This window comes from Mesorhizobium sp. M0018 (genome assembly GCF_040323955.1).
Lineage (GTDB): Bacteria > Pseudomonadota > Alphaproteobacteria > Rhizobiales > Rhizobiaceae > Mesorhizobium.
Genome location: NZ_JAMYVL010000001.1, coordinates 139,878 through 155,339 on the forward strand (window position 1 = coordinate 139,878; position 15,462 = coordinate 155,339).

Annotated in this window: 14 protein-coding genes; 5 read left to right on the forward strand and 9 right to left on the reverse strand. The window is 62.3% G+C overall.

The window, feature by feature from the left end; genetic code table 11:
• Positions 1-2: 2 nt before the first annotated feature.
• Complete coding sequence (gene oiaX / locus NKJ81_RS00700) at positions 3-1,265, reverse strand: 3-oxo-isoapionate-4-phosphate decarboxylase OiaX (protein ID WP_352539313.1); 1,263 nt, start codon at positions 1,263-1,265, stop codon at positions 3-5.
• Between the two features lie 181 nt (positions 1,266-1,446).
• Here oiaX and NKJ81_RS00705 point away from each other — a divergent pair, with 181 nt between their 5' ends.
• Positions 1,447-2,160, forward strand: a complete 714-nt coding sequence (locus NKJ81_RS00705) for a transcriptional regulator NanR (protein WP_292663135.1) — start codon at positions 1,447-1,449, stop codon at positions 2,158-2,160.
• A gap of 304 nt (positions 2,161-2,464) precedes the next feature.
• A complete protein-coding gene (locus NKJ81_RS00710; RefSeq protein ID WP_352539314.1) occupies positions 2,465-3,433 on the forward strand; it encodes a GlxA family transcriptional regulator in 969 nt (322 codons plus the stop codon).
• 76 nt (positions 3,434-3,509) lie between these two features.
• Here NKJ81_RS00710 and apnL read toward each other — a convergent pair whose 3' ends face one another.
• From apnL to NKJ81_RS00745, 7 genes are all read right to left on the reverse strand, one after another.
• Complete coding sequence (gene apnL, locus NKJ81_RS00715; RefSeq protein ID WP_352539315.1) at positions 3,510-5,417, reverse strand: D-apionate lactonase; 1,908 nt, start codon at positions 5,415-5,417, stop codon at positions 3,510-3,512.
• Positions 5,414-6,448: a Gfo/Idh/MocA family protein gene (locus NKJ81_RS00720; protein WP_352539316.1), complete on the reverse strand. Its 1,035-nt coding sequence runs from the start codon at positions 6,446-6,448 to the stop codon at positions 5,414-5,416. The genes apnL and NKJ81_RS00720 overlap by 4 nt, the downstream gene beginning before the upstream one ends.
• Before the next feature lies 1 nt (position 6,449).
• The gene (locus tag NKJ81_RS00725; RefSeq protein WP_023675478.1) at positions 6,450-7,514 is read right to left on the reverse strand and encodes an ABC transporter permease; all 1,065 of its coding nucleotides are present in this window, start codon (positions 7,512-7,514) and stop codon (positions 6,450-6,452) included.
• Positions 7,511-9,055 carry a sugar ABC transporter ATP-binding protein gene (locus NKJ81_RS00730; RefSeq protein WP_352469590.1) on the reverse strand — a complete coding sequence of 515 codons (1,545 nt, stop codon included), beginning with the start codon at positions 9,053-9,055 and terminating at the stop codon, positions 7,511-7,513. The genes NKJ81_RS00725 and NKJ81_RS00730 overlap by 4 nt, the downstream gene beginning before the upstream one ends.
• Positions 9,052-9,705, reverse strand: coding sequence for a DUF2291 family protein (locus tag NKJ81_RS00735; protein WP_352539317.1), 654 nt, complete (start codon positions 9,703-9,705; stop codon positions 9,052-9,054). Before NKJ81_RS00735 ends, NKJ81_RS00730 begins: the two co-directional genes overlap by 4 nt.
• Positions 9,706-9,818: 113 nt before the next feature.
• Entirely contained in the window at positions 9,819-10,760 is a 942-nt protein-coding gene (locus NKJ81_RS00740) for a D-ribose ABC transporter substrate-binding protein (RefSeq protein WP_352469588.1), read from the reverse strand.
• 265 nt (positions 10,761-11,025) lie between these two features.
• Positions 11,026-11,853, reverse strand: a complete 828-nt coding sequence (locus tag NKJ81_RS00745; protein ID WP_352539318.1) for a phosphogluconate dehydrogenase C-terminal domain-containing protein — start codon at positions 11,851-11,853, stop codon at positions 11,026-11,028.
• A gap of 341 nt (positions 11,854-12,194) precedes the next feature.
• On the opposite strand from NKJ81_RS00745, the gene NKJ81_RS00750 reads away from it, so the two are divergent.
• The 3 genes from NKJ81_RS00750 (at position 12,195) to NKJ81_RS00760 (ending at position 14,699) form a co-directional block, all read left to right on the forward strand.
• Positions 12,195-12,869, forward strand: coding sequence for a DUF2161 domain-containing phosphodiesterase (locus tag NKJ81_RS00750; protein ID WP_352454118.1), 675 nt, complete (start codon positions 12,195-12,197; stop codon positions 12,867-12,869).
• Between the two features lie 147 nt (positions 12,870-13,016).
• Positions 13,017-13,442, forward strand: coding sequence for a hypothetical protein (locus NKJ81_RS00755; RefSeq protein WP_352539319.1), 426 nt, complete (start codon positions 13,017-13,019; stop codon positions 13,440-13,442).
• A 66-nt stretch (positions 13,443-13,508) separates the two neighbouring features.
• Positions 13,509-14,699 carry an NADH-quinone oxidoreductase subunit D gene (locus NKJ81_RS00760; protein ID WP_352501918.1) on the forward strand — a complete coding sequence of 397 codons (1,191 nt, stop codon included), beginning with the start codon at positions 13,509-13,511 and terminating at the stop codon, positions 14,697-14,699.
• A gap of 286 nt (positions 14,700-14,985) precedes the next feature.
• On the opposite strand, the gene NKJ81_RS00765 is transcribed toward NKJ81_RS00760, so the two are convergent.
• Positions 14,986-15,417, reverse strand: coding sequence for a hypothetical protein (locus tag NKJ81_RS00765; RefSeq protein ID WP_023675469.1), 432 nt, complete (start codon positions 15,415-15,417; stop codon positions 14,986-14,988).
• Positions 15,418-15,462: the final 45 nt, after the last annotated feature.

Below are 15,462 nucleotides of genomic sequence, written 5' to 3' on the forward strand. Positions count from 1 at the left end.
CGTCAGGCCGCCTCGCCGCCGCCGAACTTCTCGATCGACCGCGCCAGCTCGACATGGCTCAAGGCATAATCCGCCAACGAAATGTCCTGGACCGCCGCCTGCCAGGCCTGCTGCACGGCGCGCACGCCGGCGCCCGGCCCGTCCGGGTGGCTGACGATGCCACCGCCGCAGAGATAGAGAAGATCGACCGTCCGGCCGGTTCGCTGGAAGGTTTCAGGCGCCTGCCCGCCCCACTGGCCGGAGCCGGCGACCGGCAATGCGCAATCGGCCGGCGAAAAGATCGGCGTGGTCACCGCCTTGAAGGATTCGACGAAGGACCAGTCGGGTTCCCAGTATTTTGAGGCGATGCCGTTGATCTGGAACTGGTCGACGCCGAGCAGACGCCAGAACTGCTGCCAGACCTTGAAATCCATGCCAAGGCCGGGATGACGGGTGAGAATGTCCCAGCCATTGCGGTGGGCATGGAGCACAAGGCTGGAGCGTTTTCGAAGGTAAGCCATGCCGCCGAAACCGATCGAATTGATATTGACCACCGCGCAATTGCCGCCGGCCTTTGCCACCAGATCGTGGTTTCGCATCATCTCGTCGGGATCGGCATGTGAAATGCCGAAGGCATACATGACCTTCTTACCGGTCTTCTGCTCGTGATCGAGGATCAGCGGCATGATTGCCCTCACCCGCTCCGACAGCGGCGAATAGGCCGGGCTCATCAGCTTCTCGTCGTCCTTGATGAAGTCGACGCCGGCCGCAATCAGCTCTTGCACCATTGCGGCCGTCTCGGGCGGGCGGAGCCCCAGCGCCGGCTTGACGATGGTCCCGATGATCGGACGATCCGCGACACCGGTCAGCCTGCGGCTGCCCGTGACGCCGAATTGCGGGCCCGGATGCGCGCGCCGGTACTCCTCTGGTAGCCTCATGTCGACGACCCGGATACCGGACAGGCCCTTGATCGAAAAGGTGCCGCCGATGGTGATGGTCATCAACGCCGACAGGTCGGTACCGATGGCGTCCAGCGGAAACGCGATGTCGACGTCGGCGCGCTTGACCGGGCCGTTGCGCGCTTCGGGACCGGTTTCGGGAAGAGACGGCCGATCCGCATCCGGCAGATGCCGTATCGCCAGGACTCGCGCTGCGACCCTGGCCTTGAGCTCTTCGGTCTCGCCGGCCAGCGCGACGAAGGTTCCGGTCGACTGGTCGCTTGCGATCTTGGCCGCCAGCGCCTCGATATTGCCCGGCGTTTCGATGCGATAGGTGAGAACAATCATATTCGCGCGGCCTGCCGGGTGGTTCGAAAAAGGTTCCTTGGCCCTTGAAATCTGGTATAATGAGTACATAAGCTTTGCAAGCCCTATCCGGCTTGGCGGTAAGGGCGAGCCGGCAGCAGGCGTTCCGGAATTCACGGCGGAAATGCTAGATAGGGGCCGGTCAAAGGAGTGATTCGCGACGATGAACCGTTCGGAGCCGATCGTCCGGCGCAAGCTTTCCGACGAAGTATTCTTGAGACTGAAGCGCCTGATCACCAGCGGCGAATTGCTGCCGGGTGACGACATGCCGTCGGAGCGCGAATTGATGGAGCGCTTCGAGGTCGGCAGGCCGGCGATCCGCGAGGCAATGCAGGCGTTGAGCAATATGGGCCTCGTCGCGATCTCGCATGGCGAGCGGGCGAAAGTGCTGCAGCTGACCGCCAAGTCGATCATCAAACAGGTCGACGGCGCCGCCAAGATCATCCTGTCGTCGTCGAAGGACACGCTGGAGCACCTCAAGAACGCGCGTATCTTCTTCGAGCGCGGCATGGTCAGGGAAGCCGCAGAGAAGGCAACCGCCGAGGACGTGCAGCGGTTGCGCGCAACGGTTGCCGAGCAGCGCAGCCATCGTGGCGACTCGGAAGCCTTTATATCCGCCGACATGAAATTCCACACCCAGATCGCGGCAATATCCGGCAACCCGATCTATGTCGCCGTCAGCGAGGCAATGCTTGGCTGGCTAAAGGAATACCACACCGAAATGCTGATCTGGACCGGCAAGGAAAAGTTCACGCTGACCGAGCACGAAGAGATCATCGGACGCATCGAGGCCAAGGATGCGGATGGCGCCGAGAAGGCGATGATCAAGCACCTCGAACGCTCGCGTGCGCTTTACGTGATGAACTCCGGCAGCTGAAAATCAAGAGCAAGGTCCCGACCGCAGCGGCCGGCACCTTGCTCTCGGCCTACTGACTGACCACAGATCAGCCTGAGCCTGGACCGACGCAGTTTTCTATTGCGTCTGAATCCGATGTATGTGCCGCGTGTTTTCATTCAACGATTTCAGCATTTGCATCTTCCCAGCCATGGATTTCCGCGGCCCGCTTTCGTCAGCAAGCCCGCATAGGCCCTCCTGGAGGCGCCGCGCTTGTTCTGGGATTGGCAATTCTTGCAAAGACTATGCTAGGCTTGCCATCCGAGAACGATACTGGAGTACCGCAATGGCTGACAGGGGCCTCCACGTTGTGATCTGGCTGCCGTCGAATTTCTATTCGGCCGTCGTCTCGACGCTCGTGGAAATGTTTCAGCTTGTGAATGACGTCTGCCGTTCGCAGGTTCTCTCCTGTGAGTTCGTTTCAAGGAGCGCGCCGTCGGCATCGAGCACCGGAATTTCCTTCCCGACAAAGGCTCAACCATCCCGGAAAATGGATGTCCTGATTCTCATTGCCATGCCGGGTGTCGAGATTCCGGAGCTTCTGCGCTCGCTCGACGAGGAGAGTGAGCATTCAAAACCGCTGATCGCGCTCGCGCAGCAGCAGGACGCAATCATCGCAGCACATTGCGGCGCGTGTTATCTGCTCGCCACTTCGGGATTGTTGGACGGCAAGCGCGCAACGATATCCTGGTGGCTGAAGAACGAGGCAAGCCGCCGGTTTCCGCAAGTGCGATGGGACGCTTCCCGCCTGCTCATTCGCCAGGACCGCCTTTACACATGTGGAGGCGGGTTTTCCGGACTCGAACTCGCCAGGGCTTTGCTGATCGATCTGGGCTTCGAGAAGGAAGAGCGGATCATTCGAAAACTTCTGGTTCTTCCTCCGCCGCGCAAATTCCAGAGTCCCTACGAATTTCTTCTCGACAAAATTTCGAACGACGCCAGCCCATTCGAGAACAAGCTGCGCGAGCTCTCGAACGACAAGATGTCAGAAATCGATTTGAAATTTCTTGCAACCGAATTGGCAATGTCTTCGCGAACCCTGTCTCGCAGGTTTTTCGACGAGCTCCAGACAACGCCGGGAAAATGGATCCAGGAAAGGCGGCTGGAGTTGGCAAGGTCCATGCTTGAGGAAACGAAACTGAGCGTCTCAGAAATCTGCTATCGGGTGGGATATCAGGACGTCGCTTCGTTCAGCCGTCTTTTTTCCAAGACAACTGGAATGGCACCAGGCGAGTTTCGAAAGCAAGTCCGGTGACAAGTCGGCAGCGGAAGTGCTGCGGCTACGGGCAACCGCTGCGGAACTGCGGCGATTCATGAACCCCGGCGTGACTTCAGCCAATCCGGACGATTGCGTAGGGCGTCATGACAAGACGGTCTCGGCCCGACGCGTCGCGCTGAATCTGGCGTGACGTTCGTCCATCCCAGATATTCAGAAAACCCTGATCGGAACCGAGCCCGGAAACATCGACTGGAAGGTCGTCCGGAGTAAGGTTCGCCAGCCAGACGATGATCTTGCCTGTCTGGGAGTGGCCGGCCAGTGCCAGCACCCGCGTCTCATCGGTCGTTGTCGCCGCCACATGCGCATGGCCGGCCAGATCGCAAAGTCCTTTCACCGCGTGGAAAATCGGCCGGGGTGTACCTTCTTTGACAGGTTCGCCCGACGAGGCCAGCACGCCGAGTGGTCCGGTGAAGCTGCAGAGCGTCAGCATTTCGAGCCCGGCCGGCGCGACGCGCGCCGCATAGCCGATCGTCCATGCGGCCCCGAACAGCCCGGCATGGCGAGGGTCGCGGTCGGCCATGGCAATGCGCTGATTGTCGGGATTGGCCTTGGTCGCGCCGCCATAAGGGTTCTGGCGCATGGCAATGGTCGACGGCCCGACCCGATAAGGTATTGTTCCGAAGATCGTTCGTACTGACGCCGTGATGAAAGGCAATGCTTCCAGCGATTGCATGACGCTGAGATCGTCGGCGGCGTGCACGATCGGGCAGGTGCAATGCGTGACGAAATCGAGCGGGTCGGCCGGCACACGCTTGCGATTGAGTTCGGTGAAATAGCTGAACATGCCGCCGCCGAGGCGGCTGTCGGGAAAGGAGCGCCGCGCCGCGGCGTAGACGTCTTCGAGCGGCGGGCAGTGCGGCCACGCGCTGCCCGGTGGCGTCGACTGCCGGTCGACCGAAGGCGAGACGGCAATGGCCGAAAGCTTGAGCCCGGCCTGGCGCACCCTGTCGGCGACGCCTGAAAGCTCGGCGTCGAGATCGCCGTCGCCGGCAATGACACATTCGAGCGTTGTCCGGACCGGATAGGCGGCGGCGAGCCGGGCGTAGGATCGCAAGGCGTCGAGCCCATGGCCACGCGTCGGGTCGTAGTGGAACATCAATTGCTGCGGACCAAGCTCGCACAGCATCGGCAGCTTGCCCAGCGCCGCCTCGACCTCATCCGGGTAGATGATCACGCCAACATCCGGCAGCGCCGGTCCGGCTTGGCCGAGCGTGACGCGAACTGGGTCCGCGATTGCCGCAGCGGCCGGCACTTTCCCGCGACCCTCTATCCGCAAACTAGTGGTCTGGCGGAAGGTCTTGCCGGCAGGCAGCACATAGGGCCATGGCAGCGCGAGCGGCCGGACATAGGTCTTGTAGGAGGCATCCGACCAGTTGCGCTGGTCCTCCATCTCGAACGTGTCGCCTTGCATCCGGCATTCGGCGGTGACGCCCGGCCGGATCTCATGGGTGATCGCCCGCAGATCCTTGAAAGGCTGCCAGGCATCGATCAGCTCTGGAAGCCGCGTCGCGACCACGCTGCCATCGGTATGCTCGACCGTGACCGGGCTGCCGGCCAGCCCGGCAATTGGATGCAGGATGCAGAAGCCGCAGCGATTGGTCTCGAAATCGTTGTCGGGAAGAGCGCTCACGTCGAAGATCAGCTGGCCATCGGCCGAGCCCTTGATGGTCGCACGGAAGTCGAGCCGGCTTCCCTCTGGTCCGAAACAACCTGCCGAATAGCTGACGAAGAAAGCGTCATCGCCCTGGTCGATGATTAAATCGGTGAGCGCCGGCTCGTAGGTGCCCCAGTCGCGATCCCTGACGATGAAGGCGACGGCGCGCAGAACCTCGGTGCCGCCATGCCGGATGGTGCGCAGATTGCCGTTGACGAAGTCCGCCGTCAGCGCGCCGGCGCGCAGCTTGACCGGTTCGGCTTCAACGGCACGTGTGCCGTAGAGGAGGAAGGCGTCGGCTGTCATTTCAGCAAGGCGTCGAGTTGCACCGGCTCCCGGCTTGCGGCGCCAGCGTACGCAGCCTCGACCAGCGCTAGTGTCTTGAGGTTGTCCGCGCCCGAGGTCGCGGGCTCGGTTCCCTTGGTCAGGCAGTCGACCCAATGCTTTTGAATGGCGACGACGCTTTCCTGGATGTTGTACCACGGCCGTGATGCCCAGGCCAGCAGCGGCGGCGAGACGTCGCTCACAGCTGTCCCGCTCCTGCCGGTGACGGTGAGGCGGTAGCCCTGCGCCAGCCGGATCGTGCCGTCGCTGCCGTCGATCTCGATCAGCGTCTCGGGGAACGGCTCTGTCGCGAGCCTGCTGGCGTAGCTGCAGTCGACCACGGAAGTGGCTCCGCCCGTGTGGTCCATCAGCATCGTCGCAACGTCCTCCCCGGCAATGCCTGGATTGATGCGCGCCGTTCGCGCAGTGACGGTCGAGACGTCGCCCAGCAGGAAGCGGGCTATGTCGAGGATGTGGATACCCAGATCCTCGATGATGAAGCGCTTTCCCGTCGCCAGATAAGGCTGGCCGGAAAACACGTCATAGGCAGAGCGGAACGAGATCCGTCCGAAAAAGGGGGTGCCGATTTCGCCGCTGTCGAGCACGGTACGCACCGCCTGGATCGGCGACTGCCAGCGAAAATTCTCATGCACCATCAGCGGCACGCCGGCGTCAGCACAGGCCTTTACCATCGCCTTGGCGTCGGCAAGCGTCGGCGCAAACGGTTTTTGGCAGATTGCCGGAACGCCGTGCTGCGCCGCCATCTCCACGAGCATTCTGTGGCTTGGTGCCGTGGTGGCGATGTCGACGAAATCCAGCCTTTCGCCGGCAAACAGCGCTGCCGCGTCGGTATAGCGCCGTGCGACCCCGAACTGGTCGCCAATGATCCGTAGCCGGTCCGGATCGCGGTCGCAGATGGCGGTGATCGAGGCGCCCTCTATATCGCGCCAGGCATGCATCTGGTTGATGGCAAAGAAGCCGCAGCCGATCAGCGCTCCACGCAGTTCCGCCATGTCAGCCGGCCTTTGCCATCTGCATCAGCGTGACACGGCTCTGCAGCCGGCGCTGTGCCTGGTCGACGACGACGGCGACGATGATGACGAGGCCCTTGATCACCATCTGCCAGAACGAACTCACTCCCATCATCACCAGCCCGTCCGAAAGAATGCCGATTACGAAGGCGCCGACAATGGTGCCGCCGATCGTGCCGCGACCGCCCGACATCGAGGTGCCGCCGAGCACCGCCGCGGCAATGGCGTTGAGCTCGAAGCTCTCTCCGGTCGCCGGATGCGACGCCATCAGCTCCGACGAGATGATCAGCCCGACGATCGCCGCGCAGAAGCCGGAGAACATGTAGACGAACATCTTCACCATATTGACGCGGACGCCCGAAATCCGCGCCGCCCGTTCATTGCCACCAACCGCGAAGATGTGGCGGCCGAGCGGGGTGTATTTGGCGAGATAGGCCGCCCCTAGCGCAACGACGAGCAAAATCCAGAGCGCGACCGGCAGGCCGAGCAACCGGCCGGCGCCGAGAAAGCCGAATCCGGTGGTGCCGAGCTCCGGCTTGCCGACGAGATTGGGGAAAGTACGGCCGTCGGACGACAGCAGCGCCAGGCCGCGCGCGACATAGAGCACGCCGAGCGTGGCGATGAACGGCGCAACGTTGAGCCTGGTGATCAGCAAGCCGTTGACGGCGCCGATCAATATGCCGACGGCAAGCGTGATCAGCGCGATCTCGAAGACGTTGAAATAGATGGTATAGCCGACCTGCAGGTCGATGCCGTTGAGCACGAGATAGCCGGCCACCATGCCGCACAGGCCGACGATCGAGCCGACCGACAGGTCGATGCCGCCGGTGATGATGACGAAGGTCATGCCCATTGCGAGGAATGCGTTCAGCGCCACATGCTTCGACATCAGGATAAGATTGGCGGCCGATAGGAAATTGGGGGCGGCTATCGAGAAGAATAACAGCACGGCGATCAGCGCGATGAACGTCCTCGCCTTCATCAGCGTCAGCAGGACCGAGCCGCCCGACATGGAGTTGACCGCCGCCTTGGCTGGGATGTCAGTCATGCGTCTTGCTCTCCGTGCGGGACCGGTCCGTGGCCGAAGGCGGAGGCAGCGACGAGTGCGGCCTCCGTCGCCTCGGCGCGGTCGAACATGCCGGTCAGTTTTCCATTGCTCATCACCGCGATGCGGTCGGACAACGCCATCACTTCGTCGAGATCGGAGGTGGCAAACAGAATCCCCAGGCCGTCGCGCGACAGCTTGCGCATGGTGCGGAACACGTCGGCCTTGGCGCCGACGTCGATGCCGCGGCTGGGCTCGTCCATCAACAGCACCTTCGGCCCGGTGAGCAGCGCCTTGCCGATCACCACCTTCTGCTGGTTGCCGCCTGACAGCGACGAGACTTCCTGCGCCGGATCGGCGACCTTGATCGCCAGTTCGCGCACCGTCCGGGCCACCGCCTGTCTTTCGGCGGCACCACGAATGTGGAACAGGCGCACGAACCGCGACAGGCTGGCCAGCGTCAGATTGCTGGCGACGGAGAGGATTGACACCAGCCCTTCGCGCTGGCGGTCTTCGGGGATCAGCGCCAGGCCGCGCCGGATGCGCCGCGTCGTGTCGCGCTCGTGCACTTTCTTGCCGGCAATGAATATCGTGCCCGTCGAATGGCCGTGGCGGCCCATGATGCAGTCGAACAGCTCGCTGCGTCCGGCGCCCATCAGGCCATAGATGCCGAGAATTTCGCCGGCGCGCAGCGATAGCGAGACGTGATCGACCGCAAGCCCGCCGGTGACGCGCGGCAGGCAGATGTCCTCGGCGCGGAATATTTCCTCGCCCGGCACATGGCCGTCGGCCTTGGCGAAGTCCTTGGCGTCCGAGCCGATCATCTGCCGCACGATCCACTGGGTGTCGACGTCTTTCATCTCCGCCTGGCCGGTGATGCGCCCGTCGCGCAGCACCGTAATGGTGTCGCCGATGCGGATCAGCTCCTCGAGCCGGTGCGAGATGTAGACGATTGCCACGCCGCGTGCCTTGAGGTCGGCAATCACCTTGAACAGGATCTCGACTTCCGCCGCGCTGAGCGCCGAGGTCGGTTCATCCATGATCAGGATGCGCGCATCGAGCGAAACCGCCTTGGCGATCTCGACCAACTGCTGCTGGCCGATGCGCAGATCCTCGACCAGCATGTCGGGCCGGATGCCGGCTTCCAGGCGTTCAAGGAACTCCGCCGCGCGGCGCTCCTGCTCCTTGCGGTCGATCTTGCGGAAGCGGTTGGTGATCTCGCGGGTGGCGAAAATATTTTCGGCGACAGTCAGATTGCCGAACAGATTCAGCTCCTGGAAAACCATGCCGATGCCGCGGCTCACGGCATCACCGGAAGACGAGAATGAAACCTCCTCGCCGTCCAGCAGGATGCGCCCGAGCGTCGGTTGCTCGACGCCGGCGATGATCTTCATCAGCGTCGATTTGCCGGCTCCGTTTTCGCCGACCAGCACGTTGACCGCGCCTTTGCGCACTTCGAAATTCGCCCGCTTGACCGCGACGGTGCCGGAATAGACTTTCGAGACGTCCTCCAGCTTCAGGATGACATCTTGATCGCCGCTCATGACTTCGGCCCGATCTTTGCCTCCGCCGGCGTCACCAGCGGCAGGTCCTGGCCACTGCCCGGCGTATAGGCGCCAAGTACCTCGACGCTGCGGCCCTCGAGTGCCTCGCGCGGCAGCTTGGAAAGCACGGTCTTGTCGGCATAGGCGTTGAAAGCCTTGCCGAACTGGGCGAAGTCGATCTGGTTGGTGAAATCGTTGAACTGGATGAAGTCGAGGCTGTCGCGCAGCGCGGTTCCGCGCATGGCGGGTCCGATCTGCACCCGCGCGTCCGCCTTGCCGTCGCCGTCGGCATCGACGTCCATCGTCGCCGCGCGTGACTGTGTGTTGGCTGCCACGACCTTGCCCTCGAGCCGAACGGCGAAGGTCCATGGCGAATTCGCCTGCTTCTTCGGGTTGCCGTATTTGGCGCCGGCAGCGGCGGGATCGGTCTTGGCCAAGGTGTGAACCTCGGCAAACGGCCCGGCCTTCTGCTGCAGATAGGGTATGACTTTCGCCGCCCAGATGTCCGCGACCATCTTGTCGGGATCGAATGCGGAGCCAGTGCCGCCGTTTTCCGCCGACGGCGTCGGCAGGATCTTGCAGGCGGTCAGGCTGCCTATTGCTGCGAGGAACAACGCGACAAAGATCGGCCGGGTCAGCGTGTTGAACATGTCGGCTCGTTCGGCATGGCGGTCAGGAGCACCCAGAGAAATGGAGGCAAGGGCGAAATGGAAGCAAGGGACGAACCGGAGGCTCGTCCCTTGCTGCTTGATGTTACGCCGGCTCAGTTGGTGAGCGCGAACGTCTCCAGCTTGGCGGCATTGTCGCCATTGACCAGGACGCAGTCCATCAGCTGCTTTTCCTCAGCCGGGGACTTCTTGTTCTTGATGAAGTCGTTGGCCTGCTCGACCGCCATCTGCGCCTGCGCGAAGGCCGGCTGCAGGACTGTCGCCTTGATGCCGCCGGAGGTGATCGAGTCGCGCACGTCGTTCGACCCGTCGAAGCCGACGACGATGACGTCCTTGCGGCCGGCAGCGGCAAGTGCCGCATGAGCGCCCATCGCCATCGTGTCGTTGCCGGAGATCACGCCCTTGATATCGGGATTGGCCTGGAGGATCGATTCCATCTTTGAATAGGCCTCGGTCTGGCTCCAATTGGCCGACTGCTGCGCCACCATCTTCAGGTCCGGATAGTCGTCGATGACGTCGTGGTAACCCTTGGAGCGGATGCCGGCATTGGTGTCGGATTCCTTGCCGACGAGCTCGACGAAATTACCCTTCTCGCCCATCAGCTTGACGAATTCCTGCGCGCCGAGCTGGGCGCCCTGATAATTGTTGGAGACGATCTGCGCGACGGCAACGCCGGTGGCATTGATCTCGCGATCGATCAGGAAGGAAGGAACGCCTGCGTCCTTGGCCTTCTGCACCGCGGCGACGGTGGCGTCGGCGCCGGCATTGTCGAGGATGATCGCCTTGGCGCCGCGGCCAATCGCCGTGTCGATCAATTCGGACTGCTTGTTGGCGTCGTCGTCATGGACGAGCACCAACGCCTCGTACCCGAGTTCCTTGGCCTTCGCCTCCGCGCCGACAGCTTCCGCCTTGAAGAACGGATTGTCATGCGAGGGCGTGATGATGGCGATCAAATCCGCCGCATAGGCGGGTGCGGCGGTGCCAAGCGCCAGCATGCCGGCAAAAGCCGCAAGCGTCATTCTGCGTGTCAGTTTCATGTATTCCTCCCGTTGAAAATCCGTGCCTTATCCCAAGGCTATATGCATTCGATTTCGTTAGCCGGCCGTAGGCGGCGGGTCGCGTCAGATTCACAAGCCCTTGGCCGGCTTCACCTCGACGGATCGCTCCCCCTATCCTCCACTCATCCAGCGCCTGATCCTGCTGCGAAGCTTGACGGTCCGATCCATCGAACAGCTAAGCCAACTGGTATAATGAGTCAATGACAATTTCAGGTGACATGTTCCGGAGAACGCGTTGCTGCCCTCAAGTGATGCGCTGAATGCTCGCGGCAATCTCCTCCGGCTCGAACACCCGCCTCCAGTCGTCGCGCATCAGCACCGGCTTGCCGAACTCTATCGCCTTGTTGCAGGCGTCGGAGAACACGCCTTTGGTCTCGCCGAAGATGACGGCGCCAAGCACGTTCATATGACCAAGCAGGAAGTCGAGCGCCGCCTGCTTGTCGACCCCGCGCGCCACCACCTCGTCAACGGCCTCCTTCATGACGACGAGCAGCGAGGCGCATACCGTTTCCGAAAGGCCGGGCTCGAGCAGCGCCATCTGATCGACGGTGACGCGATGCGAGCGCATGACCGGGGCCCAGATGATCTTGGCGATCGCCTCACCCTTGGCGAAATCCTCCTCCGGTCCCTGCATCAAGGCGCTGACCATGTGTTGCTTGGCCTTGACGCCGCCGAAATAGTCCTTCTTCGCCGCCATGTCGGTCTCGTCGTTGAAGATCGGCGGATGGCACGGGTGAGTGACGAAATACGTCAGGTCCGACCGCTTCGGCAAATGCCCGGCGAAAGGTGCCGCGGCGTCGAGCACGACGACCATCGTGCCTGATGCAAGCTTGCTCTCGATGTTCGCCGCGACCTTGCCGATATGCGTGTCCGGCACCGCCAGGATCACCACATCGGCGCCATCAAGCGCCTCATCGGCGCTGACGGCATCGATGCCGAGGCCCGACTTAAGCCGCTCGCGGCCGGCGTCGCTGACCTCGACATGGCGTATCGTATAGGGAGATCCGCGAAAATTGGTCGACAGACGGTAACCCATTTTGCCGCCCGCACCAAACAGCGCAATCGTTGTCATGTGTCCGTTACTCCTGAATTCCAACGACGGCCCTGCCGATCGTCATCCCATTGACTTGTATGCACATTGCCGCCGGTCGGCGGATTAGAGAACGCAGGGGAGCCGCCGCTCAAATGACGATGCCATGGACGATGTCTCGGGCGCCCGGATGTCCAGCACAGCGCAGCTACGCGGAGCATGCTACCTCAGGTACACATTATACCAGCATACCAAATTGGCAAGCGGCCATGGCACGGCTCTGACCACTTGTTTGGCCGTCGTTTACCTCCTGTTCAACGGCAAGGAGCGATCATCGCGCTGAACCGCCGATCGGCGGGATGATTCGCAGCCGACAAAGGCCCATGCTCGAAACGTCACTCTACAGCCCGGTCAAGGCCTTCCTGGAAGGCCTGGGTTTCATGGTCAAGGGCGAGATCGGCGGCTGCGATCTGCTGGCGCTGAGTGCCGACTCTCCACCGATCGTCGTCATCTGCGAGCTGAAGCTGAAGTTCAACCTCGAACTGGTCCTCCAGGGCGTCGACCGTATGGCGGCGAGCGACGAGGTCTGGCTAGCGGCATGCATGTCGGCCCGTGGCAAGGGCCGTGAGAGCGATGTGAGATACCGCAATCTCTGCCGTCGCCTCGGCTTTGGCCTGCTTGGCGTGCGACCGAACGGCGAAGTTCAGGTGCTGCTCAGCCCGACGGCATTGGCTCCGCGTCGGGATCCCCGGCGCCGCTCGAAGCTGATCGATGAACATCGGCGTCGGCAGGGCGATCCTGTCGCCGGCGGCGGCTCGCGTGCGCCGATCATGACCGCTTATCGCCAGCAGGCGCTGGCATGCGCCGCAGCCCTCGCCGATGGCCCAAAGCGGCCGCGTGACTTGAAGCCCAACCTGCCGAACGCGCCTAAGATCCTGCTGCACAATGTGTATCGCTGGTTCGCGCGCACCGATCGCGGGATCTACGAACTGACCGCTCAGGGCCGTGAGGCGTTGCAGCGCTGGCCGCAGCCCGATCGCAGCCACACCGCTGCCTGAGACAGGCAACGCCGGATTTCGCGCCCTGCTTTCCGCGACAATCACGGCTTTCGGCAAGACATCACCTCGCTCACGGAACCATATTTCGACACGATGGTTTTGTCGTCACCGAATTGATCGTCCGCTGAGCAAACGGAAGGAACGGCCATGCGCCTATCGACGACAATTGCCACACTTTCGGCACTGGCCCTTGCCTCGCCGGTCTATGCGCAATCCGTGGGACCAGAGCTTGCCCCTGTCCCGCCGACGGCCCCGCAAAGCCTGCCAGAGCAAGCCACGCCCGAAGGGACCACTCCCGACCAGGCTACACCTGACCAAGCCTTCTCCGCCCAGAATTTCACCGCAGTGACAATCGTGGCGATGGAGGATCTGCCTCCTGACATCAAGGCACAGGCGGAGGCCGTCGTCACCCAGACCAGCGCCGAGGATTTGCGCATCCTGCAAAGTTCGATCGACGCATCGCCGCAGGCGGCATCGGCGCTGGCGGCGAACGGGCTTAATTCCACGCAGGTCGTCGCAGCCAATATCGACGGCGACGGCACGCTGACGCTGATCATCCAGACGACGACGTGAGCGGCTGAAAGCGGACAAGCCGGCTCCGGCACGGAACCAAAGCCCGCTTGATCGCGGAGGACTGTCATGGCCGAGGCTGCAGTTCGCAACTTCACCATCAATTTCGGGCCACAACATCCCTCCGCTCACGGCGTCCTGCGGCTGGTGCTCGAACTCGACGGCGAGATCGTGGAACGCGCCGATCCCCATATCGGCCTGCTGCATCGCGGCACCGAAAAGCTCATCGAGTACAAGAACTACCTGCAGGCCTTGCCCTATTTCGACCGGCTCGACTACGTCGCGCCGATGAACCAGGAGCATGCATTCTGTCTCGCCGCCGAGAAGCTCCTCGAAATATCGGTTCCGAAACGCGGACAGCTCATCCGCGTGCTTTTCTGCGAAATAGGCCGGCTGTTATCGCACCTCCTCAACGTCACCACGCAAGCCATGGACATCGGCGCGCTGACGCCGCCGCTCTGGGGTTTCGCCGAGCGCGAGAAGCTGATGGTCTTTTATGAGCGCGCGTCCGGCGCCCGCATGCACGCGAATTATTTCAGGGTCGGCGGCGTGCATCAGGATCTGCCGCCGGAACTCCTAGACGACATCTGGAAGTTCTGTGATCCGTTCCTCAAGGTCTGCGACAATCTCGAAGAGCTGTTGACCGAGAACCGCATCTTCAAGCAGCGCAATGTCGATGTCGGGGTGATCGGCCTCGATGATGCCTGGGCCTGGGGCTTTTCCGGCGTGATGGTGCGCGGATCGGGCGCGTCCTGGGACCTGCGCAAGGCGCAGCCATACGAATGCTATTCGGAGATGGATTTCGATATCCCAGTCGGCAAGCATGGCGACTGCTACGACCGCTATCTCGTCCGCATGGAGGAAATGCGCCAGTCGGTCCGGATCATGCGGCAATGTCTGGAAAAGTTGCGCTCACCAGAAGGCCAGGGACCGGTCGCGATTCCGAGCCACAAGATCACGCCGCCGCCGCGTGCCACGATGAAGCGCTCGATGGAAGCGACGATCCACCACTTCAAACTTTATACCGAAGGCATTCGCGTGCCGAGCGGTGAAGTCTATGCCGCCGTCGAGGCGCCGAAGGGTGAATTCGGCGTCTACCTCGTGTCGGACGGGGGCAACGTTCCCTACCGATGCAAGATCCGCGCACCTTCCTTCGCCCACCTGCAAGCGATGGATTTCCTGTCCCGAGGCCATATGATCGCCGATGTTGCCGCGATCATCGGCTCGCTCGACATCGTGTTCGGAGAAATCGATCGCTAGTTTAGCCAGGTCGCAGGATCTTCCCCGATCGCAGGATCATTCGTCGTTAGTAGCCGCGCAGGCAGGCCTGGACGGCGCTCGACCACCGGTCAGACGAAGGCTCTCACCTGTGGCGGGCCAGCTCAAATTCTCACATCAAAGACGGACGCATGGCCGCGACAAGGCGCAGCCAAGCGTCGAGGAGTTTCACAATCTGCGCGGCCCGACGGCGCACGAGCCCTTCCAAGTTCGGAAGCGCTCTCCACGGCGCGGAAAGAACGCGTGTTCCGCCGTTCCTCGTACCGCCTCAATGCACGATCAAGCCCTTCATCCAGGCAACAAATCTGTTGCCGCGAACTATCCCGCGCACCCTGGCAGCGGCCCATCTCGCTTGCATCGTAGCGCCGACATGGCAATGGCAGACGATTTGGTGCAACTGCCGGTCGCTCAGTTCGAAGAAGCGCTTTGCCTCACCATAGGTATCATCGCTGAGGCCCATGGCACGCAGAACCGGATCCTCGAAGGCGACAGTGAGCGGCGTCCCAGCGCCACGCGATCTGTCGCGCGCTTCCCTGTTCATATATTCGGTGCCTGGAAGCGCCCCAAGGCATCGCGTCGGGTTTTGTTCGAGAAGTTCCGCCCAACGTTCAATCCGCTGGGTTCGAGTCATCGCCGGATACGCCGCGAAGGACTCAACTTCCGCGACGGCCTGCAGTTGGTCGAGTGTTTGATGTTTCATGGTCGGCTCCTGTCGACAGGTGAATTCGCCCACGCCTATATGAGC

Coding starts and splice junctions, on each gene's coding strand:
- NKJ81_RS00710 (WP_352539314.1), top strand. CDS start 2,465: ATGGCTGACAGGGGCCTCCACGTTGTGATCTGGCTGCCGTCGAATTTC.
- NKJ81_RS00730 (WP_352469590.1), bottom strand. CDS start 9,055: ATGAGCGGCGATCAAGATGTCATCCTGAAGCTGGAGGACGTCTCGAAA.
- oiaX (WP_352539313.1), bottom strand. CDS start 1,265: ATGATTGTTCTCACCTATCGCATCGAAACGCCGGGCAATATCGAGGCG.
- NKJ81_RS00740 (WP_352469588.1), bottom strand. CDS start 10,760: ATGAAACTGACACGCAGAATGACGCTTGCGGCTTTTGCCGGCATGCTG.
- apnL (WP_352539315.1), bottom strand. CDS start 5,417: ATGACAGCCGACGCCTTCCTCCTCTACGGCACACGTGCCGTTGAAGCC.
- NKJ81_RS00705 (WP_292663135.1), top strand. CDS start 1,447: ATGAACCGTTCGGAGCCGATCGTCCGGCGCAAGCTTTCCGACGAAGTA.
- NKJ81_RS00760 (WP_352501918.1), top strand. CDS start 13,509: ATGGCCGAGGCTGCAGTTCGCAACTTCACCATCAATTTCGGGCCACAA.
- NKJ81_RS00745 (WP_352539318.1), bottom strand. CDS start 11,853: ATGACAACGATTGCGCTGTTTGGTGCGGGCGGCAAAATGGGTTACCGT.
- NKJ81_RS00735 (WP_352539317.1), bottom strand. CDS start 9,705: ATGTTCAACACGCTGACCCGGCCGATCTTTGTCGCGTTGTTCCTCGCA.
- NKJ81_RS00725 (WP_023675478.1), bottom strand. CDS start 7,514: ATGACTGACATCCCAGCCAAGGCGGCGGTCAACTCCATGTCGGGCGGC.
- NKJ81_RS00755 (WP_352539319.1), top strand. CDS start 13,017: ATGCGCCTATCGACGACAATTGCCACACTTTCGGCACTGGCCCTTGCC.
- NKJ81_RS00720 (WP_352539316.1), bottom strand. CDS start 6,448: ATGGCGGAACTGCGTGGAGCGCTGATCGGCTGCGGCTTCTTTGCCATC.
- NKJ81_RS00765 (WP_023675469.1), bottom strand. CDS start 15,417: ATGAAACATCAAACACTCGACCAACTGCAGGCCGTCGCGGAAGTTGAG.
- NKJ81_RS00750 (WP_352454118.1), top strand. CDS start 12,195: ATGCTCGAAACGTCACTCTACAGCCCGGTCAAGGCCTTCCTGGAAGGC.